Source organism: Cytobacillus oceanisediminis (assembly GCF_004366035.1).
Classification (GTDB): Bacteria; Bacillota; Bacilli; order Bacillales; family Cytobacillaceae; genus Cytobacillus; species Cytobacillus oceanisediminis_C.
In genome coordinates this window covers 109070-133674 of record NZ_SOEE01000007.1, presented here as the reverse complement: position 1 = coordinate 133674, position 24605 = coordinate 109070, and the positions used below count along the sequence as shown (strand labels likewise).

26 protein-coding genes and 1 riboswitch are annotated in these 24605 nt (G+C 40.7%); of the genes, 11 read left to right on the top strand and 15 right to left on the bottom strand.

What is annotated here, in order from left to right:
• Positions 1-136 precede the first annotated feature (136 nt).
• The 3 genes from DFO72_RS18265 to DFO72_RS18255 all read left to right on the top strand — a co-directional run bounded on the left by DFO72_RS18265 (position 137) and on the right by DFO72_RS18255 (position 2468).
• Positions 137-556 carry an HIT family protein gene (locus DFO72_RS18265; RefSeq protein ID WP_113883434.1) on the top strand — a complete coding sequence of 140 codons (420 nt, stop codon included), beginning with the start codon at positions 137-139 and terminating at the stop codon, positions 554-556.
• A 173-nt stretch (positions 557-729) separates the two neighbouring features.
• Complete coding sequence (serC, locus tag DFO72_RS18260) at positions 730-1812, top strand: 3-phosphoserine/phosphohydroxythreonine transaminase (RefSeq protein WP_113883435.1); 1083 nt, start codon at positions 730-732, stop codon at positions 1810-1812.
• 128 nt (positions 1813-1940) lie between these two features.
• Entirely contained in the window at positions 1941-2468 is a 528-nt protein-coding gene (locus DFO72_RS18255) for a tryptophan transporter (protein ID WP_113883436.1), read from the top strand.
• A 41-nt stretch (positions 2469-2509) separates the two neighbouring features.
• Here the strand turns inward: DFO72_RS18255 and DFO72_RS18250 are convergent, their stop codons facing one another.
• Complete coding sequence (locus DFO72_RS18250) at positions 2510-2701, bottom strand: hypothetical protein (RefSeq protein WP_113883437.1); 192 nt, start codon at positions 2699-2701, stop codon at positions 2510-2512.
• Positions 2702-2891: 190 nt separating this feature from the next.
• Here DFO72_RS18250 and DFO72_RS18245 point away from each other — a divergent pair, with 190 nt between their 5' ends.
• The 4 genes from DFO72_RS18245 (at position 2892) to DFO72_RS30020 (ending at position 5226) form a co-directional block, all read left to right on the top strand.
• Positions 2892-3248, top strand: a complete 357-nt coding sequence (locus DFO72_RS18245; RefSeq protein WP_113883438.1) for a YtxH domain-containing protein — start codon at positions 2892-2894, stop codon at positions 3246-3248.
• 288 nt (positions 3249-3536) lie between these two features.
• Positions 3537-4112: an HTH-type transcriptional regulator Hpr gene (locus DFO72_RS18240; RefSeq protein WP_113883440.1), complete on the top strand. Its 576-nt coding sequence runs from the start codon at positions 3537-3539 to the stop codon at positions 4110-4112.
• Positions 4113-4341: 229 nt separating this feature from the next.
• A complete protein-coding gene (locus DFO72_RS18235) occupies positions 4342-4890 on the top strand; it encodes a DUF3267 domain-containing protein (protein WP_113883441.1) in 549 nt (182 codons plus the stop codon).
• 156 nt (positions 4891-5046) lie between these two features.
• Complete coding sequence (locus DFO72_RS30020) at positions 5047-5226, top strand: hypothetical protein (RefSeq protein WP_009331432.1); 180 nt, start codon at positions 5047-5049, stop codon at positions 5224-5226.
• A gap of 414 nt (positions 5227-5640) precedes the next feature.
• On the opposite strand, the gene DFO72_RS18225 is transcribed toward DFO72_RS30020, so the two are convergent.
• Both DFO72_RS18225 and DFO72_RS18220 read right to left on the bottom strand, forming a co-directional pair.
• On the bottom strand, positions 5641-5733 hold the full coding sequence (locus tag DFO72_RS18225) for a YjcZ family sporulation protein (RefSeq protein WP_076261102.1): 93 nt from the start codon (positions 5731-5733) through the stop codon (positions 5641-5643).
• 62 nt (positions 5734-5795) lie between these two features.
• On the bottom strand, positions 5796-5879 hold the full coding sequence (locus DFO72_RS18220; RefSeq protein ID WP_064503397.1) for a YjcZ family sporulation protein: 84 nt from the start codon (positions 5877-5879) through the stop codon (positions 5796-5798).
• 359 nt (positions 5880-6238) lie between these two features.
• Between DFO72_RS18220 and DFO72_RS18215 the strand changes: the two genes are divergently transcribed.
• Positions 6239-7135 carry a peptidylprolyl isomerase gene (locus DFO72_RS18215; RefSeq protein WP_113883443.1) on the top strand — a complete coding sequence of 299 codons (897 nt, stop codon included), beginning with the start codon at positions 6239-6241 and terminating at the stop codon, positions 7133-7135.
• Between the two features lie 60 nt (positions 7136-7195).
• Here DFO72_RS18215 and DFO72_RS18210 read toward each other — a convergent pair whose 3' ends face one another.
• The 6 genes from DFO72_RS18210 to DFO72_RS18185 all read right to left on the bottom strand — a co-directional run bounded on the left by DFO72_RS18210 (position 7196) and on the right by DFO72_RS18185 (position 14089).
• On the bottom strand, positions 7196-7381 hold the full coding sequence (locus tag DFO72_RS18210) for a sporulation YhaL family protein (protein WP_113883444.1): 186 nt from the start codon (positions 7379-7381) through the stop codon (positions 7196-7198).
• Positions 7382-7503: 122 nt separating this feature from the next.
• Positions 7504-8448 carry a 3'-5' exoribonuclease YhaM gene (yhaM, locus tag DFO72_RS18205; RefSeq protein WP_113883445.1) on the bottom strand — a complete coding sequence of 315 codons (945 nt, stop codon included), beginning with the start codon at positions 8446-8448 and terminating at the stop codon, positions 7504-7506.
• A gap of 202 nt (positions 8449-8650) precedes the next feature.
• Positions 8651-9340, bottom strand: coding sequence for an LrgB family protein (locus DFO72_RS18200; RefSeq protein ID WP_113883446.1), 690 nt, complete (start codon positions 9338-9340; stop codon positions 8651-8653).
• On the bottom strand, positions 9337-9675 hold the full coding sequence (locus tag DFO72_RS18195; protein ID WP_258549824.1) for a CidA/LrgA family protein: 339 nt from the start codon (positions 9673-9675) through the stop codon (positions 9337-9339). The genes DFO72_RS18200 and DFO72_RS18195 overlap by 4 nt, the downstream gene beginning before the upstream one ends.
• A gap of 176 nt (positions 9676-9851) precedes the next feature.
• Positions 9852-12845, bottom strand: a complete 2994-nt coding sequence (locus DFO72_RS18190; RefSeq protein WP_113883448.1) for an ATP-binding protein — start codon at positions 12843-12845, stop codon at positions 9852-9854.
• Between the two features lie 14 nt (positions 12846-12859).
• Positions 12860-14089 carry a metallophosphoesterase family protein gene (locus DFO72_RS18185; RefSeq protein ID WP_113883449.1) on the bottom strand — a complete coding sequence of 410 codons (1230 nt, stop codon included), beginning with the start codon at positions 14087-14089 and terminating at the stop codon, positions 12860-12862.
• Positions 14090-14302: 213 nt separating this feature from the next.
• On the opposite strand from DFO72_RS18185, the gene DFO72_RS18180 reads away from it, so the two are divergent.
• Positions 14303-14935 (top strand): LysE family transporter, encoded by a 633-nt coding sequence (locus DFO72_RS18180; protein ID WP_113883562.1) that lies wholly within the window; start codon positions 14303-14305, stop codon positions 14933-14935.
• A 338-nt stretch (positions 14936-15273) separates the two neighbouring features.
• On the opposite strand, the gene DFO72_RS18170 is transcribed toward DFO72_RS18180, so the two are convergent.
• Together DFO72_RS18170 and DFO72_RS18165 are read right to left on the bottom strand one after the other, a co-directional pair.
• Positions 15274-16524 carry an ABC transporter permease gene (locus tag DFO72_RS18170; RefSeq protein ID WP_113883450.1) on the bottom strand — a complete coding sequence of 417 codons (1251 nt, stop codon included), beginning with the start codon at positions 16522-16524 and terminating at the stop codon, positions 15274-15276.
• Positions 16517-17416 (bottom strand): ABC transporter ATP-binding protein, encoded by a 900-nt coding sequence (locus DFO72_RS18165; protein WP_113883451.1) that lies wholly within the window; start codon positions 17414-17416, stop codon positions 16517-16519. Before DFO72_RS18165 ends, DFO72_RS18170 begins: the two co-directional genes overlap by 8 nt.
• A 179-nt stretch (positions 17417-17595) precedes the next feature.
• Between DFO72_RS18165 and DFO72_RS18160 the strand changes: the two genes are divergently transcribed.
• Entirely contained in the window at positions 17596-17781 is a 186-nt protein-coding gene (locus tag DFO72_RS18160) for a YhzD family protein (protein WP_113883452.1), read from the top strand.
• Positions 17782-18214: 433 nt separating this feature from the next.
• On the opposite strand, the gene DFO72_RS18155 is transcribed toward DFO72_RS18160, so the two are convergent.
• The 4 genes from DFO72_RS18155 to DFO72_RS18140 all read right to left on the bottom strand — a co-directional run bounded on the left by DFO72_RS18155 (position 18215) and on the right by DFO72_RS18140 (position 23577).
• Positions 18215-19006 (bottom strand): enoyl-CoA hydratase, encoded by a 792-nt coding sequence (locus DFO72_RS18155; RefSeq protein WP_113883453.1) that lies wholly within the window; start codon positions 19004-19006, stop codon positions 18215-18217.
• Between the two features lie 159 nt (positions 19007-19165).
• Positions 19166-20794: a long-chain fatty acid--CoA ligase gene (locus DFO72_RS18150; protein WP_181782346.1), complete on the bottom strand. Its 1629-nt coding sequence runs from the start codon at positions 20792-20794 to the stop codon at positions 19166-19168.
• A 150-nt stretch (positions 20795-20944) separates the two neighbouring features.
• The gene (locus DFO72_RS18145) at positions 20945-22459 is read right to left on the bottom strand and encodes a coproporphyrinogen III oxidase (RefSeq protein WP_113883563.1); all 1515 of its coding nucleotides are present in this window, start codon (positions 22457-22459) and stop codon (positions 20945-20947) included.
• A 251-nt stretch (positions 22460-22710) separates the two neighbouring features.
• Positions 22711-23577, bottom strand: a complete 867-nt coding sequence (locus tag DFO72_RS18140) for a Cof-type HAD-IIB family hydrolase (protein ID WP_113883455.1) — start codon at positions 23575-23577, stop codon at positions 22711-22713.
• A gap of 231 nt (positions 23578-23808) precedes the next feature.
• Positions 23809-23910: riboswitch (TPP riboswitch) on the top strand.
• 88 nt (positions 23911-23998) lie between these two features.
• On the opposite strand from DFO72_RS18140, the gene DFO72_RS18135 reads away from it, so the two are divergent.
• Positions 23999-24604 carry a YkoF family thiamine/hydroxymethylpyrimidine-binding protein gene (locus DFO72_RS18135; protein WP_113883456.1) on the top strand — a complete coding sequence of 202 codons (606 nt, stop codon included), beginning with the start codon at positions 23999-24001 and terminating at the stop codon, positions 24602-24604.
• Position 24605 lies beyond the last annotated feature (1 nt).

The window sequence follows — 24605 nt, the reverse complement described above, 5'->3', positions numbered from 1 at the left end:
AAGCGGATCCTGCCTTTTTATTTTATGAATAGGACAATGCAATCATCCCTTCTCCCCAATAATATGTTTCACTTTTTTGTTTTTTGGCGGATATGGTAGAATTGTGTAAAAGTATATTTAGTTAGGAGCTGACATAATGACCGATTGTATATTCTGTAAAATAATCAATGGCGAGATTCCATCAGCCAAGGTTTTCGAAAACGAGCATGTGGTGGCGTTTCTGGATATAAGCCAGGTCACTAAAGGGCATACACTTGTCATCCCGAAAGTACATAAAGAAAATTTATATGAAATGGATGCGGAAACAGCCCGCAGCTATTTCGAATCTGTTCCGGAAATTGCAAGAGCCATCAAGGCTGAATTTGATCCAATTGGCATGAATCTAATTAATAACAATGGTGAACAAGCCGGGCAGACCGTTTTCCACTTTCACTCTCACCTTATTCCCCGTTATGGAGAAGGAGATGGCTTAGGAGTTGTGTGGAAATCACATCAATCGGAATATTCAGCCTCAGATCTTAAGGAGATCTCTGAGGCCATAGCAAAACACATGTAACTCTCTCATCCTCCTGATCTGCAGGAGGAATTTTTTTGCCTTCTTTATCCCCCAATTTTCAAAATGTTCATTTTTTTCTCTGTACAAATCAGTAAATTTTGTTAACATATTAAATATCTTTATTTCTTTACAGCGTTATAGTGGATTGATTTTATATTTTTGGAGGGAGAAAAATGTACCGTGCTCTAAATTTTAATGCAGGTCCCGCAGCCCTGCCGGAAGAGGTATTAAAAGAAGCGGAAAAGAATTTATTGAACTTCAGCAATACGGGAATGGGCATAATGGAACTAAGCCATAGGAGCAAAGAGTATCAGGCAGTACATGATCAGGCAAAAACACTTTTGAGAAAACTGCTAGCCATTCCGGATGATTATGAGGTGCTATTTATCCAGGGAGGTGCAAGTCTCCAGTTTTCAATGATTCCGATGAACCTGCTGGGAAAAGATCAAGAAGCCCATTATATCCTCAGCGGCTCCTGGTCGGAGAAAGCTTTAAAAGAAGCAGATAAAATTGGCAAAACCGTTATTTCTGCCTCAAGTAAGGATCAAAAGTACCGCCTCATCCCAGAATACAATCAAAATGACATTCCTGACAGTGCTGCCTATCTTCATATTACCAGCAACAATACAATTTACGGCACACAATGGAAAACCTTTCCTTCGAATGAAAAAACACCACTTGCAGCAGATATGTCCAGCGATATTTTAAGCCGTCCATTGGAAGTGGAGCAATTTGATTTGATCTATGCAGGCGCCCAGAAAAATCTCGGCCCTTCTGGTGTAACAGTAGTCATTATCCGCAAAGAACTATTACAAAGATCATCAGAAAAGCTCCCTGCAATGCTGAATTATAATACGTTTGCCAATAATAACTCTTTATATAACACACCTCCCACTCTGGCTATTTATTTGCTTTCCCTGGTGCTTGAATGGGCGGATAAGAAAGGCGGCCTTCAACAGATTGAAAAGGCCAATGAGAAGAAGGCGAAAATGCTTTATGATGCAATAGATGAAAGCGAAGGCTTTTACATAGGACATGCTCATAAAGACAGCAGATCCTGTATGAATGTCACTTTTAATCTTCAAAATGAGGACCTCTCCAGGGAATTCCTGCACAAGGCACAAGAAGCAGGGTTTGTTGGGCTCGGAGGACACCGTTCCATAGGCGGCTGCCGCGCTTCCATTTACAATGCTGTGCCAGAACACCATGTTGAAAAACTGGCCGCATTTATGAAAGCCTTTAAGAATAATAATTAAAAATATAACACCTTTTCAACCCAGGGATATGTGTTATAATGAGTTAAAGTTTTTCGCTGCAGGCAAAGAGTGCACTGCAGGAGAGACGAACAGAGCTTAGTCTGAGAATAGCAGAGGAGAGATGAGAAATGAATACAAAAAATTTAGTGGCCTTATCCCTATTAGTCGGGATGGGCGCAGTGCTTCATGCCGTTGTACCAGGATTCTTTCTTGGGATGAAACCGGACATGATGCTTACCATGATGTTTTTGGGCATAATCCTTTTTCCAGACAGCAAAAGCGTTTTGCTTTTAGGTTTGGTTACAGGCCTGATATCCGGGCTTACCACAACTTTTCCTGGAGGATTAATCCCGAATATTATTGATAAGCCTGTTACAGCATTTATCTTTTTTGCTTTGTTCCTGATCTTAAAGAAATTCCGGAAGAATATCATCAGTGCAGCTGTCTTAACAGCAGCAGGAACAATTGTATCCGGAATTGTGTTTTTAACTTCCGCATACCTGATTGTCGGATTGCCAGGACCATTCACTGCATTATTTGCAGCAGTTGTACTGCCTGCAGCTGCAGTTAACACGGCTGCAATGGTTATCCTTTATCCAGTAGCACAATCAATTGCAAACAGAACAAAGCTGACTCAGCAGACGTTCAGCCAATAATAGACAAAGCCCGCAAAATAAGCGGGCTTTTTATATTTACATTATTGGAAGCTCCCTACAATCATTCCCAGCAGGAACAACAGTACACCGCCTGCCGCTAAAGCAGCTGCCCTCTTTTTCAGAACATACTTCGGAGGATAGACTCCCGGTTTCTTTATTGAAAGAAAAAAATGAATACCTCCTAAAAACAGAACCACACTCAATGCAAAAATTCCAGCCGCCGCTCCGGACAACCTATCTCCCCCTTTCGCTTTATATCCCTCTACTGAATTGTATGCCTGTATGCCGGGAGCTATGAGGATATGGTTTACCCTTCTAATTTTTGTGATATAGATATAGAAACGGTGACTTTTCATTTTCCGCTTTAGAAAAATGAGTAATGTAGTAAAATAGACATATAAACAAGATTTTGAGGTGATGGTTATGAAAGCCAAATCGTTATTGCTTGGACTATTAGCTGGCGGCGCTGCAGCCGGCATATCAACCCTATTGACTGCACCTGCTTCAGGAAAGGATACAAGACAGCAGTTAAAAAATACGACAAACACCCTGAAGGAGCAGCTGACCGAATTAAAATCTGAATTGCTTGCCATAAAGGAATCAGCTTCATTTGCTTCGAAGGAAGGAAAAACCGCTTTAAAGGAATTCTCAAACGACATCAAATATTCCATCAGCAATTGGAAAAACGAAATCCTTCCACATCAGCACAAACTTCAGAGAGAATTGCAGGAAATTGAAGCAGCCATCCATGAACTTGAAACAAATTTAAATAAAAAGTGAATAAAAAAATCCTTCTTTTTTCTTTGGTTAAAAAGAAGGATTTTTTTGTTTTTGAACGAAAACCAATATATTATGAAAATGCTTCAAATTTTTATAAAGCTTTGAACAAGCTCTCATCCCTTGTCCTTAAGCCTTTTATAGAAATATCTAATTATATTTCTAAAAATTTTGTAAATTTATATCTTTATTAATTTTTGTTTTATTGGCATAATGATACTATGAAAAGAAAATAAACTTCTGGCTGTTTGACCAGAAAGACTTAATTTTACAAAGTAGGTGAATTTTTGAATGTCGGATAAACCAATTTCTATGAAGGAAGCAATGATCTTCAGCCAGCGAGTGGCACAGCTGAGTAAAGCCCTGTGGAAGTCTATAGAAAAAGATTGGCAGCAATGGATAAAACCCTACGATTTAAATATTAATGAACACCATATTTTATGGATTGCCTATCATTTAAACGGAGCATCGATTTCCGATGTTGCCAAGTTTGGCGTAATGCATGTTTCTACTGCATTCAATTTTTCCAAAAAGCTTGAAGAACGAGGCTTTCTTCAGTTTTCTAAAAAAGAAAGCGATAAAAGAAATACCTATATTAAATTGACTGATGACGGCGAAAAGGTGTTACTAAGTCTTATGGAAACCTATTCACCCGAGAAAAATGCCGTGTTCTCAGGTGCGTTGCCATTAAGGGATCTGTATGGGAAATTTCCAGATATCATTGAGATTATGGCGATAGTCCGCAATATATATGGTGACGATTTCATGGAAATTTTTGAAAAGTCCTTTGCTAACCTTGAAAATCAATTTGATGAAGATGAGGGCAAATTAAAGAAAAAAACAACAGCTGAAAAGGAACTTGTTTAAATAGATAGAGTTCCACTTATCATTATGTAAACCCTTACAAAGCGAATGCATGCTATTCGCTTTGTATTTATGAAATCAGTTGCTCATAGTTTCACATATGTTTTATTATATAAAAATTTTTTTCGACAAAATGTGTTAGTTTTCCCTATTGATTTTTTCATTTATTCATCGTAAAGTATCTTAAGTGAGTTTGAAAGATTACTATTTTACTCCTTTTGGAGGTATTTTTATGATGAATTGCTGGAAGACGATTAACTTCACGAAGCAATATGGATCGCAAAGACTTTTTATACTGTCTTCCTTAACCATGCTGGCTACTTTCATATTTACATATGTTCCTGCAACATATGTATTTGTGCCGGGTTCCTTTTACGATAATTATTTTATTTTCTTTGCAGCCGGCTTATGGCTGATGTATCCTGTGCACAAGCTGCTTCACTATCTGCCTGTTGCACACCTTGGAAGTATTGTTAAAAAACAGCTGAAGATTAAATATGGCTTTATGCCGATTATATATATTCGAATAACGGAGCCTATTTCAAAACGGCTATTCCTGACTGCCACTTTGGCCCCTATGTTTATTTTAAACAGTGTGCTTCTGGCAGCTTGCTTTATTTTTCCGCATTATGTTCATTATTTAATAATTCTGTTTGCATTCCATGCAGGCTTATCTTTTTCTGACATTGTGTGCGCCAAAAATGTGCTGAATGCCCCAAATCAATCTTATGTTGAAGAAAATGAAGATGGGTTTGAGATATTGCTTCACTCAAACCAGTAGCATAAGCATAAATCCCGGGTATCCTGACAAAGGATACCTTTTAGTTACCGGACAGGCAACCTTTAATACTATCTTTTTTTTGTGAACTTTGTTATTGTAAATAACAGACAAAACATGTAAAAGCAATCATATGACTGCCCAAGGAGGGAATCTTGGATGATCTCCATCTTTATTATTTTTGCCGTTTTTATCTTATTTTATATCAACAAGATGACAAATTCGCTTTGTCTCCAAAAAGAGATTCCTGAGGAACGGCAGCCCAAAGTATTCAGAACCATTAACATTCTTATTACCATATTGCTAATCTCTTCTTTTGTAGAAATCTTGTATGCTTAGGATATCCTGAGAGCTCTTAAACATGAGCAAAAGCGGCGGAAATTTTCCGCCGCTTTTTATATATATTAATAAGTTTCAAATTTTGAACGTCGATAACTGTCCAGCCCAGCGCCTCCCCCCCCCCCGAGGTCACAAGCTTGTCTTGCGGCGGTTCCTAGGGACTCGGGGGCATAAGCCTTTTCCTTTCAGAAGGAAAAACACTTTCTTACAGGAACCGTCTTATGTCTGGCGTCCCTGGGCACCCGCCTCCACATTTCGGACAATCCCCCAAAATGGCAAAGAACGCCTTTCTGACAGGCTCGACTTGTGCTTGTGGCCCCCAGAATGGGGGCATGCATACGTTGCCACAGGACGTGGCGTTTTTAGTCTGCGTTCCTCAGTGGGCAAGGCGCTTCCGCTTTTCTGTTTATCATCTTAGTAAAGCCAAGATGCTCCAATGATGATCAGCAAAATGAATAACACGACAATTAACGCAAAACCTCCGCCGTATCCGCATCCTCCGGACATATGGAATCCTCCTTTCAATTTAAGGCACAGAGCCCACAATGGACCCTATACCCAAACTAGGCTTACAGCCAAGCTGCGCCTACAATTATTAACAAGATAAACAATACAACGATTAGCGCAAAACCTCCGCCGTATCCAGCACCCATGGATAACACCTCCCCTTCAGGTTGCTACCATATCCTATTCATTTGCCTCTGTGGTCGGATAGGCTTATATCCCGGCTACCCTAACTTTTTTTAGGTGTTTGAACCTCCCATCAGAGGATTCCATGTATCATATGTACAATTGTCCTGAATGGGATGGGCGAATACCCAGATTTTTTAAAAAACGCTGTGTTTATCGACCAAACAGTACTTTCTTCTTTTGTTATTTTTTACATTTATGGTATAGTAGGGATTGTGATAAATACAGGCTCTGTGAAGAAAATTGCTGTTTTTGAGGAGTCTAAAAATTCCAGTTCCAGCTCACCAGAGCCGAATTGAAAATTAATTTAGGAGTGTTCAACATGAAAAAATGGATGCTATCCCTCTCCATTGCAGCCGGAGTAATTGGATTAAGCGCATGCAGCAGCACCGGCGGGGAATCAGGAGATGTTGTCGTTGAAACAAAGAGCGGAAACATTACGAAGGACGAGCTTTATGAAGCAATGAAGGAAAAATACGGCGAACAGGCGCTCCAGGAGCTCATTTACGAAAAAGTTCTTTCTGATAAATACGAAGTAACAGACGAGGAACTTAACGAGAAAATCGACGAATTAAAACAGCAGCTTGGCGCAAACTTTGAGATGGCGCTTATGCAATATGGCTATAAGGATGAAGAAGATCTAAGGGCAACTTTCAAAACAGGCTTGCTCCAGGAAAAAGCAGCTATTAAAGATATTGAAGCAACAGAAAAAGAAGTTAAAGAATACTACGATAACTACAAACCGGAAATTAAAGCACGCCATATCCTTGTAGAGGATGAAAAAACTGCTGACGAAGTAAAGAAAAAGCTGGACGAAGGCGGAAAATTTGAAGACCTGGCCACAGAATATTCAAAAGACCCAGGATCTGCTGCAAATGGCGGAGATTTAGGCTGGTTCGGCCCAGGTAAAATGGTTCCTGAATTCGAGGAGGCTGCTTATGCCCTTGATGTGAACGAAATCAGCGCTCCTGTTAAATCTGAGCATGGTTTCCACATTATTCAAGTAACAGAGAAAAAAGAGAAAAAATCATTTGATGAAATGAAGAAGGAAATGGAATATCAAGTGAAAGTGTCCAAGCTTGACGGCGAAAAAATTCAGCAGGCAATGGATCGTGAATTAAAGGCTGCTGATGTTGATATTAAAGATAAGGAATTAAAAGGAGTTCTTGAAGAACCGGAAGCTGGGTCTGAAGGGGAAGCAGGAACTGAAGAAAAATAATGATTAACGGGACTCCAGGCTTGAGTCCCGTTTTTTATGTTTATTTAGACGGATTCCAAATCAGCCTGCAGATTGCTGAGTGGATTTCCGCTCCTCTTTTTCTCTTTCAAGACGCTTCATATATATTTCACCCTCACGTTCAATGCTGTCCTGCTCCACCTTTTTCTCTTCCCTGCCCGTCGTCACCGCCATATATGCACTTACAACGATTCCGGCTGCAACAAAATATATCCAAATTGGAATCATCAGTTTCCCCTCTTTCTTTTCATAATGGTTGTCCACTTACTATAAATGTATGTTAAACCAGGAAAAATATGATAGACAGAAAATAAAAAAGCCATCCTTTCCATTAGGAAGGATGGCAGTTATTATTTATGAAAACTCGGCTTATAGAATGAACGGTTATCCAGAGCAAATACCCGCTCGGAGAACTCTCCCGGTTTCACCCTCTCAAGGGCTCTATCAAGCATGTTCATTTTTGCATCAATATTATCAATGTAATGAAGAATTTCTGCTTCCTTGATAAGCGGCGGTTTTGGACTGCCCCATTCCGCTTTGCCGTGATGGGATAAAACCATATGCTGAAGAATCATAATTTCTTCACCGCTAATTCCCAGTTCCTCAGCTGCTTTACCAATTTCATTGATCATAATGGTAATATGTCCAAGCAAGTTTCCTTCTATTGTGTAAGAAGTTGAAATCGGTCCAGACAGTTCTGTAATCTTTCCTAAATCGTGCAAAATGACTCCAGCGTACAATAAGTCCTTATCCAGGCTTGGATACAAACCTGAAATTGCCTTTGCCAAATCCAGCATGGAAACTACATGATAGGCAAGACCGGATACGAACTCATGATGATTCTTCGTAGCGGCCGGATATTCAAGAAAGTCCTTTTGGTGCTTCTTCAATAAATGGCGAGTAACCCTTTGGATATTCGGGTTTTTCATTTCAAATATATATTGAGTAATTTTACTCATCATTTCATCTGTACTTAATGGCGCTGTTTCAAGAAAGTCTGCCAGCTTGACCGGGTCTGTTGGGGACGCCGGCCGAATTTGGCGGATTCTTAGCTGATTGCGTCCACGGTAATTTAAAATATCCCCTGTTACTTTTACAATGGTTTCAGGGCTGTAGTTTTTCGCATCATCATCAGACACATCCCAAAGCTTTGCTTCAATTTCTCCGCTTTGGTCCTGGAAAATTAGGGTCAAAAACGGTTTTCCATTACTTGCAATCCCTTTAGCTGCACTTTTGATTAGCAGAAAAAGCTCGATTTGTTCTCCTACTTCGTAATAAACAATTCCTTTTGACATACGCGCACCGACGCTCCCTTCACGAGGTTGTTTAAAAAGGGCACTAACATCCATACAGTCTTTGGCAGCCCTTATTAAACATGCATTTCTATTAAACTAGTATACCACACAGATCCTGCACTCTCCTAAATTAATCATGACTTTTGCCCGTCATAAAAACCCATTCACGTTTTCATGAATGGGTTTTTGTGGTATTTGAAGGTTACAGCAAAAGCAGCAATATTGGAATGAATAACGAAAGGATAATTGCAGAAGTTGTCATGGCTATACACCCCATGGCACCTTCTTCCTCTCCCCACATAAGTGAACGGCTGGCTCCCAGCATCTGTGCTGAAGTGCCCATTGCCAATCCTTTGGCGGCTTTACTATTTATTCCAAGCCACTTCAATAGGTTTGGGCCCAGCATAACGGAAAAAAGACCAGAAAATAGCACAAAGAAAACGGTAAAGGCTGTAGTCCCTCCTAAGCCATCAGAGACCGTTAAGGCTACCGGGAGTGTTACTGATCGTGGAATAAGAGATGCAATAATCTCCTGATTAAAGTGAAAAACCTGTGACATGATGTAAACTGAAAATATGCCTAAGGAGGTTCCGGCAAAGACTCCTGAGAATATTTTCTTAAGATGTCTTTTCATTAAGGGCCACTCCTTATATAAAGGAACAGCAAAAGAGACAACCGAAAGCTGGAGGAGTAGTTCAAACAGACTGCTTCCTTTTTGATAGACTGATAGAGGGATGTTGCACAATAAAAGAATGGTAACCAAGAGCGCAGTTCCGGTGTATAAAGGATTTAACCAGCTCTTCTTAAACTTCCTGAAAACTTGCAGGCTTGCGATATAACTGGCAAGAGTCATCAAGATGCACCCTATACTATTGAATAAAATAGAACTCATTTTTGGCGCCTCCTTTTTATATTCTCATACATTTGAACAGAATACGCTGTGCCCAATAAACAGCAAAAGCTGCTTAGAATCAGGACCAAAAGGAAATGAAAATTCAATAGAGGAATAAAATTTGGAGATAAAAATAATCCAATGACAAAGGGGATAAACAGCAGGGACATATGTTTAATTTGAAAAGATGCTGCTTTCTCTATCCATTCTAATTTAATAGAATTGGTTACCAATAGGATTAGTAACATAAGCATCCCTATGACACTTCCAGGAAGCGGAATATGAAAGAACGCAGCCGCAAATTCCCCTGCAATCAGAAAAATAGCGAGTAACAATACTTGAATCAGCCAGGGCAATTTTTTTTCTCCTTCCTAACCGCTTTTTATCATCTTACTGAATAAGAAAAGAAAAGACATGATATTTGTAAGGTTCCTTTACACACTTTTTTTAAATGCTTGTGAGTTTTTGTAAGATTTGCTTACTCTACATAATAAAAAGCTGCCTGTTATAATTAGACAGACAGCTTTTCCTTTGCAACGGATTGTATTTGTTCTTCCTGAAAATGCGACAGAAGATGCTTATGACAGGTGAAAAATAAAATTTGCCTGCCTGAAAGGTTCTTTAACAGGTTAATCATTCTTTCAGTACGGACATGATCAAAATTCACGAAGCTATCATCTATAATAATGGGGAAGGGATACTTGCCATAAATGGTCATGGCAAGTGCTAGCCTAAATGATACGTAGATCTGTTCAGCAGTCGCCTGGCTCAGTTCTTTTGCTTCAAAAACTGCTCCTGTCTTACTTTCTATAAGAAACCCGCTTCCTTCTTCTTTAGGAAAAATCCGTACATAACCGCCATTGGTTAAAAAAGAAAGAAATTGCTCTGCCTTTCCCAGCATTTTAGGCAAACGCTCATTTTTAAAACTGTTTATCGTTCTATCTAATATATCCTTGGCAGCAGCATATTTTGCCCACTCCCTTGCTTCTTCTTCAAATTCAGATTTCAGCAAGGCAAACTTATGAAGGAGTTCCGCATAGGTTCCGCCCTCTTCAAGGATTTGAATTTCATATTTGACCTCAGCAAGTTTTCTCTGCACACCAGGGATGCTTTCCTGAAGCAGAGCAGCTTCTTCACTGACAGCTTGGATTTCTGCTTCTGGTTTTGTCACATTGGAATATTGATTGATTTCTTCCTGTGAAAAAGAGTTAAGATTAATATGCTTGCGGACCTGTTTAATCTTTTCTTCTAGTTCTGCTAACTTCTGTGCTTCAGCAGCTTTTTCCCTGTATTCTTCAGCTGCATCGGTTCCAGCAAGGGAAAGCTGATATTCGTATTCTTTTTGAAAGTGGATAAGTTCGGCCAGCACTGTGCTGTGTTCTAGCTTTAACTCATGAAGCGCCGCTTCCCTTTCACCCTGCTTAATATGCTTTTCCGTTTCTTCTTTCAGTCTAATTTTCAATTGATAGCCAATTTCCTGTACACTTCCCGGCTCACTATCCAATAAGCCCTTTAGCTTATGAAAAGTATGGAGCTTCTCATTGATTCCCTTTTCTGCTGATGCCTTTCTTTCTGCAGTGTATTTCTTTTCCCTATAGAGGGCTTTTAACTGTTCAATCAGATTAAAAGCTTCACTCAAAAAGGTTTTGGAGATGTCATGAGGTAGAAATAGCTGTTTACCCAGATGCAGCAGTTCATTTTCAAGTTCGGCACATTCATTCTCCCATTTTTCAAAAGAGGCAATGACCTTTTCGTATTTTTCATTTGCCTGTTCAAGTTGAAACAGCAATTGGATAAGCTGATTTTGCCGGTCGCTGTCTTTCTTCAGCTGTGCCTCCAGGCTGGCTGCATGCTGAATGTCAGGCTGCTTTAATTTATCAAGCAGTGAGCGTTCTTTTTCACTCAGAGCTTTTATCTCATTCTTAATAAAGCTGTCTTGCCCCTTAGGCTCTCTTTTATTTGCAATGGCAAAACAAAAGGCTGCGCCTATAAATCCTGCACCTGCAATCACCCATGATTGGCTAAAGATTCCCCAGCCGAACAAAGCAGCAAAAAGGACTCCCAAGAAAAACAGCTGCCTTTTCTCCTGGTATGTTTTTTGCCGTCTTGTTTCCTGCTCCTTTTTTTCTGCTCCCTGAAGGAACTGAAGCCTTTCTTGTGTATCCTGTAGTTCTTTTTCGATATTATGCTTATCTGCAGTGAAGCTTAATGTTTCCTTAATGGCTGAACGTTCCTCTTCCTTAAGAAGCTGTTCTTTCAATTCGCCAATTTTTCGTTCTATGTTCTCCAGCACTGATTTTTCATCGTTAAATCGATCATCCAATTCCTGTTTCATTGCTTTAAGACGGTTACGGCGGTTGTCCGCATTATTAACCTTTTCCTTCATAAAAACACTCGTATCAACTTGTTCAAGCTGCTGTTCGTCAATTTGGAGATGAAGTCTTTCCTGAAGATTAACTATTTCTTCTGTAATACTTTCCAGCTTAATTGATAATTCTTTTTCTTCTTGGTTTAACTTTTCCAAAAACGGCAGCCCCTCCACCGCTGCATTGATGTAATGTTCTTGCTTAAGGAGCAAATGATCGGGCTGATTACTTTCCAGCTCTTGTTCCAGGTTGATTATTCTCGATTCCAGACTAGCTCTTCGCCCTTCAAGGGGCTGAATCACACTTTCAAGTTTCTCCAAAAGAGCAAGCCCATTTGCCGGGAAGGAAATGTCTGCAAATTTTTCCCGTTCTTTAATCAGTTCATGCTCCTCTGCTATTAATGGATATAGATCCTGCCATTCTTTTAAACGGAAAAACTCCTGCTGAGCTTGTTCCAGTCTCTGATGTAATCTGTTTAAATCGTTTTCAAGATTCTCTTTTTCACGCAGCAATGTCCAATACTTCTCATTATTTTGCTCCGCTTTTTTCAATTCCTGATGCAGCTGCTTCATCTCTTTTAGCTTTACATTCAGGGATGGCTTTTTTCCGTTTGGCTTAAAGCGGCTTTCCAATTCCTTCTGAAGTATATTTTCCGCAGAAACCAGATGATCCGTTCCGAGTGAACCTGCTGAAAACAAATATCTCCCCAATTCTTCGCCCTTCATTTGATTTACATTTTGCAGCCCATGAATGTTAAAGGAAAAAATAGATTGATACAGCCCTTTATCAATGTGGTGAAGGAGATCGTTTAAAAGCTCTTCCCCTCCCCTTGTTCCATCCTCGAGCAAGACACTGACATCTCCGGATGCTTTACCTTTCACACGCTCTATAACTGCCTTCCCTCTATCCGGAAAAATCGCTGTAAGCCTGCCGCCATATTTTGCTCCTTCCTTGGGTTCATACCTTAATTCCGATTGAGTCTTTGCTGGAAAGCCAAAAAGAATACTATGGATAAAAGACATGATTGTAGATTTGCCTGCCTCATTTTCTCCGTAGATCACCTGCAATGATTGAACATCAGTTAGCCTAAAGTCAGTAAGCTTTCCATATCCGTAAATTTGTATATCTGTAATTTTCAAAGGTCCACCTCCATTCAATGTCCTTCAGCTTTGTATAGAAGATCCACAAGCAGTGCTTCGGCTTCCTCTGCAATTCTCTGTTTTTCATCCTTAGTGAGCTCACCCATAAATCTTCTTGCCAGGGGATGTGCATACAAGATCAGAGCACTTTCACTGCCCTCTGCAAAATAACCCGCAGTTTTAAAAAGCTCACTGAAAAAATCCGATTCATGTGCCAGTTTTTCTTTATTCCACATCCTTTTTTCATTTACAGCAAGACCGGATATCCATACAAAAGACTCCTCTTCTGCCTCTTCCTCCTGCAAAGATTCGAGCAGCTCACCATTCGTTATGCTTCTGAACTCGTGATCAGGCAAGCCTACATCGTTGAGTGTCAGGTTTATGATTGTCCCCTTTCTGTTTTGGCGCTTTTCTTCAATCAAACTTAAGCAAAGTTCATAAATCTCCTGATAGCTTTCCGATTTTGAAGCATCTATTTCTGCATTCTCCCATATAACAGGAGCAGCCTCCAGAAACTCCGTCTTTGCACCAGAATTATCCAGATCAACTAAATAGCATCCTTTGGGACCAGTTTCTTTCCGGTTCCTTCCCTGTATATTACCAGGGTAAATGACGGGTGGCTGGGAGATTAAGATTTCTCGTTTATGTATATGTCCGAGAGCCCAGTAATCAAAGTCCTTTTCAAGCAAATCATTTATTCGGAATGGGGCATATTGAGCGTGATCACTGCTGCCTTCAAAAGAACCATGAAGGATTCCAATGTGCAGGTCAGCTCCATTTTCCCTGCTATATTGATCGATCATCCGTTCCGCCACATGTCTTTTAGGGTAGCTGAAACCATAAAGGTGAACGGATGTACCATTTTCAGCAATATGCTTCGCCACTTCAACTTCATGGGAAAAGATATGGACATTTTCCGGCAAAGGCAAGTGTGCCCATCTCCCATCCATATGATCATGATTTCCATGGACTGCATAAACAGTAATCCCGCATTCAGCCATCCGCTCCATCTCTTTCCGAAAACGTGTTTGTGCCCTTATACTTCTGTCTTCACCATCAAACAAATCTCCGGCTAAAATGATAAAGTCCACGTTATGGAAAATGGCTAAATCAACTATTTTCGTAAATGCTTCAAAAGTACTTTCCTGGAGCTTCTTAAAAATGGATGGGGGCAAATGCTTCAAACCGGACATTGGACTATCCAGGTGCAAATCAGCTGCATGAATAAACGTAACCCTTTTCATGTAAACTTCCTTTCATTCCTTTTCTCTCATTTTACCTCATCCAAAAAGCGAATGCACGTTCCTATTCGAAATTAAATTGCTATATATGCCCATTTGTAAATTTTCCTGAAGTTTGTTTTAGACTGGGAAGCATGTGCATAAAAATGTACAAGGACTCTTTCCTAGAGGACAGGTTTGCAGCTTCAAGGAAAATTTAAAGGGCGGAGTGGTGTATTGGGAATTGGAATTTATTTAAGTTATGTGTTTCTCGGACTATCCCTGGCAGCTCCAATCGGGCCGGTAAATGCTGTCAGGCTTGAAAAGGGATTAAAAAATGGATTTTGGCATGCGTGGATTGTTGGAGTTGGCTCCATGTTTGCTGATGCCTTTTATATGCTGGTTGTATATCTTGGTCTTGTCCATTTTTTGGACACCCCTATCGTACAGATCTTCCTGTGGCTTTTTGGTGGATTTATACTCTTATATACAGGGATTGAGAGCATTATAAATGCCAATAAAATTTCAATAAGCCATGTGCGAAGCCGGGATTCATTGTTTAAATGCTTTTTTTCCGGATTTATTATGTCTATATCAAGTCCTCTTTCCATTCTGTTCTGGCTGGGCATCTATGGATCAGTTCTCGCTAAAACAGCAGCAGCCTATGGAAAAACAGAGCTCTTTTTATACAGTACAATGATTTTTCTGGGTCTCATGCTCTGGGATCTGTTTGTAGCTGGACTGACCACAGGGTTTCGTCAATTCCTAACTTCAAAAGGAATTATCGTTATCTCGATTCTTTCAGGAATATCACTGATTGGATTTGGGCTTTATTTTGCATTTGAAGGATTAAAGGCATTGTTTGCTTAATAACCCCCATATAAAAAAGCTCCGTTTCTAAAAGACGGAGCTTTTTTCAATAGGGCTATTCTTATAGATAGTAATTTTTCTTATAAATTCTGTCCTTTGATTTCCACTGCAGGCACTTGCTTTCCGTGGGGGGTGCGGTGAGCCTCCTCGACGCTCTGCGTCTGCGGGGTCTCACCTGACCCGCTGCTCCCACAGGACATTGAATAATCTTCCCTGAATCAGCGGCGCACGAAGAAAATGCATATGCATTTTCGAGGATCAAGCGCCCTCCGCTCCAATCAACTCAGTTGTTAAACTAAACTAACTGTCTTAAAGCAAAAACTTGAACAACAGCCTGTTTATTCGTTTTTTGTAAGCTGTAAGGCTTTTTTGATATCTTTAAAGGAATTCGACTTTCCATACATCAATACTCCGCCCCTGTAGACTCTCGCTCCAAAGACAGCCAGTAATATAATGGCAGCCAGCAGGATCACGATTCCGAGAATTGGCTCCCATACAGGCAGTGACAGCATCCCCACTCTCATGAACATGAGCATTGGAGTGAAGAATGGAATATAAGAGGTGATTGTTACAAAAGATGCTTCCGGCTGGCTTAAGCCAAACATAGCAATCATAAAGCCTGCCACAACCATCATGGTCATTGGAGTAATCATCTGCTGGATATCTTCAATCCTGCTTACCAGCGAACCAAGAAAAGCAGCCAGTGTGGCATAAAGGAAATATCCAAGAATGAAAAAGGTGAGTGCATAAGCGATGGTCGAAGCTGGAATGTTTCCAAAGCCGAAGAATTCAAAAAAGCCGCCTTCCATCGTATCAAGATTTTGTTTGACTGAAAAATAGCCTACTAATAGAATAAGTGCCATCTGTGTCAGGCTAAGCAGCCCAACTCCCAATATTTTTGCGAACATCTGCTTGATTGGAGAAACACTGGATATTAAGATTTCCATGACACGGGAAGACTTTTCTGTTGCTACTTCCATGGCAATCATATTGGCATATAAGATTACAGCAAAATAAATGATGAATAATAGAACGTAAACAAGCCCTCTTGCCTGATTCAGTTCTTCTTCTGTTTTGGCGTTTTCTTCTAGAGCGGTCTTATCAAAAGGTACCGGCTCATATAGCTTGCTTAATTGCTCTGGACTAAGATTAATTTGAGTGGCAGCCATTTGTGTTTTCAGCTGCTGCAGCCCCCCCTGCAATTCGGAAGGGATGGCTGAATCTGCTATGCTTCTGGCTTTATAGGCCGCTTCCGGCAGTTCATCTGTGGTAAAGGATAACAGTAAAAGTCCTTTATAATCTCCATCTTTAACAGCAGTTTCCCCTTCTGCCTCAGACCCTTTATATGCAATTAAAGTTATCTTGTTATTCAGGGCATCCATTTGTTCCTGAAGTGGAGTTAACAGCACACCAGTCTCATCGATCACTGCAACTCTTTCTTCATCATCCTTATTAAAATAATCAATAATACTTGATAAGTTGGCAAGCCCTGCAACAATCACCACAGTAATAAGGGTCGTTGCAATAAATGACTTGGTCTTCAGCTTGCTTAAGTAAGTATGAAGAAGGATCGTCATAAAATTACTCATAGGAAGCACCAGCCTTTTCTATAAAAATATCATTCAGGGACGGCTCTTCCAGTACAAACTTACGGACAAAACCCTTCTCTGCAACCACCCTGAAAATGTCTTCAGCTGCTTCTTCTCCGGAAATCTGCAGCTGAATTCCCTCAGCTGTCTGTCTGGCTTTCACCACTCCCCTGCTATCAGCCAAAAAGCTTAAATCATAGTCTGCATGGATAACAAGATTCTTCCTGCCAAAGGAACGTTTAATTTCTTTTAGAGACCCGTGCACAACAGGCCGTCCTTTTTGCATGATGCATAAATGCTCACAAAGTTCTTCTACATGTTCCATCCTATGGGAGGAAAAAACAATCGTTGTTCCGCTATCCTTCAAATCCTGCACAGCATCCTTCAGCTGTTCTACATTAACCGGATCCAGCCCGCTGAATGGTTCATCCAATATTAATAGCTTAGGCTTATGTATAACTGCAGTAATAAACTGGATTTTTTGCTGGTTTCCTTTTGATAGCTCTTCAATTTTTTTATTGGCATATTCGGGAACCTTAAAGCGCTCAAGCCAATATGTTAATTCCTTTAAACAGTCCTGCTTTGCCATCCCCCTCAGCTTAGCTAAATAGACTACCTGATCCTTAACCTTCAGCTTTGGATATAAGCCTCTTTCTTCGGGAAGATAGCCTATCAGAGGACTAGTTGAATAATCGATTGGATTTCCATTCCATGTAATCTTTCCCCCGCTGGGATCCAATAGCCCCAGTATCATTCGGAAGGTAGTCGTTTTACCGGCGCCATTCGCCCCCAGAAACCCAAACATCTCACTTTCTGGAATAGATAGAGATAAATCATCAACTGCAGTAAACTTACCAAAACGCTTTGTTACATGTTCAAGCTCTAAAGCCATATCGAACTCCTCCTTTGCCTAATTGGTAATACGGCCATAACATAAAAAAGGTTCACTATTTTTTAAAATTTAGCATTTTAATTTACGGCATTTCTTTTAAAAAATATTTTGCACATTTATAAAAATTATGCAAGAATAATAGTAACTATCTGAATTTTATAATAAAGGAGTATCTTATTATGAAAACATACAAGCTAACTGCATTTGAACAGGACGGAGAAAAGATATTGGATGAATCATTCCAGGCAGCTACAGATGACGAAGCTAAGAGTGTGGGAGAAAACCTTCTTAAGGAAAAAGGTTTGGATGAAAAAACGCACCGCTGCACCTCTCCGGCCGGAAAGCTGATTTTGTTTCATAGATAGTAAGAAAAGCGGAGGCGCCTTGCCACTGAGGAACGCAGACTAAATGGCAACGTCTGCATGACCCCCATCCTGGGGGCCTCAAGCTCAAGGCGAGCCTACCTGAAAGGCGTTCTTTGCCTTTTTGGGTGGATTGTCCGAAATGTATGAGGCGACTGCTCAGGGATGCCATGCTTAAGACGGTTCCTGTAAGAAGGTGTTTTCTTTCTAAAAGAAAACGGCTTATGACCCCGAGTCCCTAGGAACCGCAACAAGATAAGCTTTTGACCTCGAAGGGGAGGCGCTCCTCCTAAAAGCTAATGCTCTTAGTCGTGCGATGAAGATGCTATCGAAGCGTTCCATGTGGAGCTGGACAGTTATCTGAGTTCAGCGATGTACATTCTGATTATATAAAAAAGCAAAGGGCTCAGCTCTTTGCTTTTTCTTCGTTCCATCCTTATTTGCCCTTAAACACAGGCGTTCTTTTTTCAATGAAGGCCTGGATTCCTTCTTTGTGATCTTCTGTTTGCCTCATTTTATGCTGGCCGAGCTTTTCAAGCTCAAGTACTTTCAGCAGGAGCGGCCGGTTTTTATCTGCAAGAATTTTTTTTGTCTTAATCATTGCTTCAGTTGGGCTGTTAAGCCATTTGCTCAATTTTGCATCAACTGCTGTACTTAAATCAGCTCCTGCTATTTCGTGAATCAGCCCCATTTGTAAAGCATCATTTGCAGTCAGCACTTTTCCTTCCCAGATTAAATGCTTGGCTTTATCCTCGCCAATTCGCTGCTGCATGAAGAAGTGAGACCCTCCATCAGGAATTAATCCAATTCCAATAAAATTCATGGCAAGCTTGCTGTTCTTGTCTGCCAAAATATAATCAGTGGCCAATGCCAGACTTAATCCCAAACCAGCTGCTGCGCCTGTAACAGCACTGATTGTCAGCTTCGGCATGCTATAAAGAGTCACAACGAGCTCGTTGATGCAGTCCATCACAACCGGGAAGTCGCTTTCATTTGTTTCCAAAAGCATTGTTTTAATATCCCCGCCTGAGGAAAATGCGCGGCCCTTTCCTTTTAATACAACTATATCCACCTCATCCATTTGGCTGATATCCTTCATAGCAGTCAGGAGCCCCTTAATCATCTCCACATTCAATGCATTCAGTGATTCCGGCCTGTTCATCTCAACTGTGGCCACTCGCCCATCAAGCTGTACGCTGACAGTATCTGTTACAAAGTCTGTTGTCAAAATCCTTTCCCTCCTTTTTGTGCTTCTTTTATTATAAAGAGTATTATTATATTTAAAAAGTGTTTTGTCTAAAGATTTTTAATTTTGTCACTTATTAAAGATTTGTGCTGTATTCCAAAACCTGCACTAAAAAAACAGCATCCGCAGAAGGATGCTGCATTATACCTGCTTTGCATTACCTGTATATTCTTTTTGGACCTGATCTCTTAATGCCATTTTGAGGAATTTTCCTACAGAGGTTTTTGGTATTTCTTCAAAGAAAAGAATTTCATCCGGAAGCCACCATTTTGCAAATTGCGGCTTCAGAAATTCATAAAGTTCTTCTTTTGTTGTCTGCCCTTTAAATGGCTCTTTCAGAACAACGCATGCCACTGGCCGTTCCTGCCATTGCTCATGCGGGACAGCAACAACCGCTGCCTCAAATACCGATTCATGAGCCATCAGGGCATTTTCGATATCAACAGAAGAAATCCATTCTCCTCCGCTCTTAATCAAATCTTTTGTCCGATCAACAATCTTCATAAACCCTTCTTCATCAATGGTTACGACATCACCCGTGTAGAGCCAGCCATCACGGAACGCCTCATTGGTCCGCTCGTCCTTGTAATATTCGGAAGCAATCCATGGTCCTCTTATGGCGAGTTCCCCCATTTCCTTTCCGTCCCATGCTGCTTCGCCATCCTTGCCGGCAATCTTCATTTCCAATCCTGGGACAAGTATGCCCTGCTTGGCTTTTATGTCCAGCTTCTCATCGGCTGACAACTCTTCCTGATAGCTTTTTAAAGTCGAAATAACAACAAGAGGGCTTGTTTCGGTCATTCCGTAAGCATGCATGAATGGAATATTGTGTTTTTGCTCGAAAGCTTTAATCATGCCTTTTGGTGCAGCCGATCCTCCGCACAGAACCGATCGGAGTGAACTCATGTCATATTGATTTTCATCAAGTTCTTTTAATAGTCCGAGCCAGATTGTCGGCACTCCGGCTGTTATGGTGACTTTTTCTGATTGGATAAGCTCCGCCAGGAGTTTAGGTGTAAAATACGGTCCCGGCAGCACAAGAGCCGTTCCAAACCAGACAGCAGCAAAAGGGAGTCCCCATGCATTTACATGAAACATCGGCACTACCGGAAGTGCGATATCTTTCTCGCTTACCGCTGCACTATCTGCCATACCCAGTGCCATACTGTGAAGGACGATGCCCCTGTGGGAATAGACGACACCTTTAGGGTTGCCTGTCGTTGCAGAGGTATAGCACATTCCAGCTGCTGAATTTTCATCCAGATCATCAGGATATTCATATGCACCGCTTGCTTCATTGATAAGCGTTTCATAGTGATAAACCGGCGAAAGAGAAGTCTCCGGCAATTCATCTTCATCCGTCATAATAATGAACGCCTTGACCGTCTTCAGTTCATCCTTAACCTTCTCAATTAGGGGTACAATGTCAGGATCGATCAGAAGCACTTTATCTTCAGCATGGTTAATTATATAAGTAATATGCTGGGGTGACAGACGAATGTTAATCGTATGGAGCACAGCTCCGCTGCATGGAATGGCAAAATAAGCCTCCAGGTGGCGATGATGGTTCCACGCAAGGGTCCCGACCTTGTCCCCTCTTTTCACTCCTATGTTTTGCAGGCTTTCTGCCAGCTTCCTTGTCCGTTCTGCAACCTCCTTATATGTAAATCTCTGAATTCCGCCTGCTGTTCTTGAAACGATTGTCTTCCTTGGAAAATATTTTTCTGCACGCTTTATCATTTGCGTCATAGTCAAAGGTGTCTGCATCATCATTATAATTCCCCCTTTTTAGAAAGCGCTCACATTTAGGTTCATAGACTTCTATGATCTTTATTACCTATTTCATTCTCTTTATTTTCAGGAATTCCTTTAATATATTTCTAAATTTTCTAAAAATATATTTTTTTAAAAAATCCCCGCCTATTCGGCCAGGGATTCGTGTTTATTAAAAAGTTCTTTTAATATTTTCAATTTCTCATTTGCATAATGCTCAAAACTGTCATTATACGATTTAGGATCCTTCGGGTTTGCAAAATGAGTGATTTTCCCTGTCTGAGGATCAATGAACTTACTGGAGGCCCCGCATCCAAGCCCGATGATTGTCTGCTGTTCTTCCATAATCATGATGTTATAGATGCTTTCCTGATTCGGAAGGGCATAGCCGACATTTTCAAGATTGCCGAGAATATTTTTCTGACGGTAAAGATAATAAGGATGGTAATTATGCTCTATTGTCCACTCCTCAGCCATGTCCATCATTTTTTCAATTTCTTCCCGCTCGGCAACTTTATATTTTTTCTTGTTCTTCGTCATTTCCGAAGCTCGTTTAAAGGATAAAGTATGAACTGTCAGGGATTCCGGCATTAGTTTCTCAGTTTCATCCAAAGTATGCGAAAATTCCTGCACACCTTCTCCTGGGAGCCCAATGATCAGATCCATATTGATGTTATTCATTCCCATATTGCGAGCCAGATGGAACTTATCCACGGTTTCTTCCACTGTATGGTGGCGGCCAATGGCTTTCAGGGTCTCCTGAATATAGGACTGGGGATTGATGCTGATGCGGTCAATATTCCATTTTTTCAGCACTTCAAGCTTTTCAGGTGTGATTGTATCCGGACGGCCGGCTTCCACAGTAACCTCCCGTATGTTTTCTACATCTGGAAAAGAGTCATACATTTCCTCATAAAGCATATCCATCTCTTCCGCCGTAATGCTTGTCGGAGTCCCTCCACCATAATAGACAGTAGTAATTTTCACATCATTTTCTTTCAGCCACTCGCCAATTTTGCGCATTTCAAAATGCAGACCGCCAAGGAATGAGTTTACTGAACCCTGCCTGCCATTAATCGCATATGCAGGAAAAGTGCAGTACGCACATTTTGTCGGGCAGAATGGAATACCAATATATATGCTGACTTCATTTTTTAAGTCATAAAGATCCGGTACGACAGCAAGCTGCCTGTCTACGATATTCTGCATAAGCTGGATTTTTTCATCTGTAATCAAATACTCTTCCTTCAGCTGCTGATGGACTTCATGGAGAGGTGTCTGCTGCTGTATGGCACGGTGAAGCAATTTTGTGGGACGTACCCCAGTCAGAATTCCCCACTTCTGGGTAATGCCTGTCCATTCCTGCAACACAGTCAGATATACATGGGATACTGCATTTTTTATTTGTTTGAAATTCTCTTTTTCTGACTCAGCCGGTATGAATTCCTTCTCAAAATTTGCTGAAAGATTCTTGCCATCTTTATCAGAAAGCCTTGCCATGGCTTTAATGTGCTTTCCATGTTCAAGCTGAAAATTAATTGTCAGATTGGCTGCGGCATTCTCACCCAGCATCACTGCACATTCTTCAAAAAAGAGGTTCCCGATCAGCCGGAGCGGCCGGTGGAACCGATCATCCTGTATACCTAAAATTGAAATCTTCAAATTGATCACCTTTTTTAGAAAATATATTAATCTGCCGATGTCTTTTTTTCTTGGGGCAGCTGCAAAGTGTCTATTTTTCATGTTGACAAACTTCTTTTAGTGTACAGAAATGGGGAAACAAGGTCAATATAAGGGAAAGGATTCCTGTTGGATTACTTATATATATTCATTCTGCTTCTTTTCTCTTTTTCCAGTATCGTAAAGCAAAAAAAAAGAGCCGATTAGACTAATCGAACTCTCTTTCATTGATGTTATTTTAATAGATTCATTTTCTTCAGGAAATCAATTGGATGCTGTTTGCGGAAATGTTCTTTAACCATGTAGCTTACGCCGTTCTGGTCATTGGATCGAGTCAGCCAGTCTGCTGCTTTTTTGACTTCGGCAGGGGCATTGCCCATAGCCACACCAAGGCCGGCAGCTTCAATCATTTCCAGATCATCCTCCGAGTCACCTATAACGACCATTTGGTTTCGTGAAATTCCGAGATGTTCACATAAATAGAGCAAACCATTCAGCTTTGAAACTCCGGCAGGAACAATGTCCATCCGAAGATCACTTAACTTAATGACTTCTACATTTTCAAACATGCCCCTAATGGCTGCCTGAGCATCCTCAAGGTCGCCTTTATCTTCAAAATACACTTCAATTTTTGGCGGTGTGACCGGCTCATCTAAAATGGTGTCACTTAATGAATCCACAAATTGCTGCGAGTAAAAAATGGGATCGCCGGTTGTAAAAACAGTTTTAGCAAGCATATTGGTATTTAGCTTGGTTTTGTTGGCAAGGGAATACTTTTCGTGCACCAGCCTGATTTGACAGGTAAAGCCTTCAAGCAGACGCACGATTTCAAACGTTTCATCTTCCTGTATCCTTTTTACAAATATAGGCTTTTCCTGAGTAGCAGCAATATAAGCCCCCCTGTGTGTGACCAGCAAGGAATTGATTTTCAATGCTTTGGCCGCTTTTTTCGCGGATGGAAAGCTTCTGGATGTGACAAGTGTTACATAAATTCCTTTTTGCTGCACATATTCAATCGCATCTTTTGTTGATTTATGAAGTCTTCCATTTGATTGGAGTAGTGTTCCGTCAATATTTAAAGCAAGCATTCTATATATCATCCATTTTGCCCCCTATTCTCGGTGTGAAATTGTCCTATTACACTTTTATGAAGGGAAGGATTGGATTAGAACATGACATGGACAATGCAGAATTTTTTTTCACAGCTGACCTGTGCCAGTGAAGGCGTTTATCTGTTTTCATAGATCATTTGATTTAAAGAATTATAAATTAGTCATTTACAATTTGTATACTCCGTATTAAGATGGAGTCAATAAAAAACTGCATATCTTATTTTGCACTAGGGGAGCTTTTTGGCTGAGAAGAACAATCCGTTCTGACTCTTATCACCCGATCTGGATAATACCAGCGTGGGGAAGTGCAGGTGAACGGCTATCATTTCTAGTGTATTGATATCATTCAACTGCATTTCCTTATGGGAATGCAGTTTTTTAATTTTATATAATCCAGGAGGATGGCAAAATGCAGGAAAATTACTTATGCGGAACAAGCGAGATTACAGGGTGCAGGTTTTCGATTTATCCAATGACTGACAGGTTTGTGGATGTTATTTTATCTGCTCTAAAGGAAGTGGATACAAGCAAAGTATGGATGGAAACAGATGATGTGAGCACTTGTGTGCGCGGCAGGTCCATTCATGTTTTTGATGTAGTCAAAGCTATTTATCTTGAGACTGTTAGGCATGGTGACCATGTAGTGTTTAACGGCACATTTTCAAATGGATGCCCCGGGGATACTGCCGGAGATGCTTATCTTGCTGAAAATGAAGATAGGGCGAATGAAAAAAAATCTGCAGGAATCAGCCAGGAGGTCGCTGTACAGTTCGCGCTTTATCCGATGGGGATTCCTTCATACATGGACGTCATTATGAACCAAGTCGAGCTCGCTAAGGCTCAGGGAACGTTTACTGAAGGTGTGCATTATGCTTCAAGATTAGATGGAGATGCACACGATGTTTTTAAAACGCTGGAAGATGCTTTCGAAAGCAGTAAGAAAAGCGATTCCACTCATATTGTCATGACGGTGAATATGTCTGCGAACAGTCCTTCCAAGAAGGGGGCTGTGTAAT

Bases quoted from the DNA above. Each gene is read 5' to 3' on its own strand.
- serC (WP_113883435.1), top strand. From the start codon at position 730: ATGTACCGTGCTCTAAATTTTAATGCAGGTCCCGCAGCCCTGCCGGAA.
- DFO72_RS18245 (WP_113883438.1), top strand. From the start codon at position 2,892: ATGAAAGCCAAATCGTTATTGCTTGGACTATTAGCTGGCGGCGCTGCA.
- DFO72_RS18210 (WP_113883444.1), bottom strand. From the start codon at position 7,381: ATGATTCCAATTTGGATATATTTTGTTGCAGCCGGAATCGTTGTAAGT.
- DFO72_RS18165 (WP_113883451.1), bottom strand. From the start codon at position 17,416: ATGGCTTTAGAGCTTGAACATGTAACAAAGCGTTTTGGTAAGTTTACT.
- DFO72_RS18185 (WP_113883449.1), bottom strand. From the start codon at position 14,089: ATGAAAAGGGTTACGTTTATTCATGCAGCTGATTTGCACCTGGATAGT.
- DFO72_RS18160 (WP_113883452.1), top strand. From the start codon at position 17,596: ATGAAAACATACAAGCTAACTGCATTTGAACAGGACGGAGAAAAGATA.
- DFO72_RS18235 (WP_113883441.1), top strand. From the start codon at position 4,342: ATGATGAATTGCTGGAAGACGATTAACTTCACGAAGCAATATGGATCG.
- DFO72_RS18200 (WP_113883446.1), bottom strand. From the start codon at position 9,340: ATGAGTTCTATTTTATTCAATAGTATAGGGTGCATCTTGATGACTCTT.
- DFO72_RS18225 (WP_076261102.1), bottom strand. From the start codon at position 5,733: ATGTCCGGAGGATGCGGATACGGCGGAGGTTTTGCGTTAATTGTCGTG.
- DFO72_RS18170 (WP_113883450.1), bottom strand. From the start codon at position 16,524: ATGAGTAATTTTATGACGATCCTTCTTCATACTTACTTAAGCAAGCTG.
- DFO72_RS18140 (WP_113883455.1), bottom strand. From the start codon at position 23,577: ATGATATATAGAATGCTTGCTTTAAATATTGACGGAACACTACTCCAA.
- yhaM (WP_113883445.1), bottom strand. From the start codon at position 8,448: ATGTCAAAAGGAATTGTTTATTACGAAGTAGGAGAACAAATCGAGCTT.
- DFO72_RS18265 (WP_113883434.1), top strand. From the start codon at position 137: ATGACCGATTGTATATTCTGTAAAATAATCAATGGCGAGATTCCATCA.
- DFO72_RS30020 (WP_009331432.1), top strand. From the start codon at position 5,047: ATGATCTCCATCTTTATTATTTTTGCCGTTTTTATCTTATTTTATATC.
- DFO72_RS18215 (WP_113883443.1), top strand. From the start codon at position 6,239: ATGAAAAAATGGATGCTATCCCTCTCCATTGCAGCCGGAGTAATTGGA.
- DFO72_RS18255 (WP_113883436.1), top strand. From the start codon at position 1,941: ATGAATACAAAAAATTTAGTGGCCTTATCCCTATTAGTCGGGATGGGC.
- DFO72_RS18220 (WP_064503397.1), bottom strand. From the start codon at position 5,879: ATGGGTGCTGGATACGGCGGAGGTTTTGCGCTAATCGTTGTATTGTTT.
- DFO72_RS18135 (WP_113883456.1), top strand. From the start codon at position 23,999: ATGCAGGAAAATTACTTATGCGGAACAAGCGAGATTACAGGGTGCAGG.
- DFO72_RS18150 (WP_181782346.1), bottom strand. From the start codon at position 20,794: ATGATGCAGACACCTTTGACTATGACGCAAATGATAAAGCGTGCAGAA.
- DFO72_RS18240 (WP_113883440.1), top strand. From the start codon at position 3,537: ATGTCGGATAAACCAATTTCTATGAAGGAAGCAATGATCTTCAGCCAG.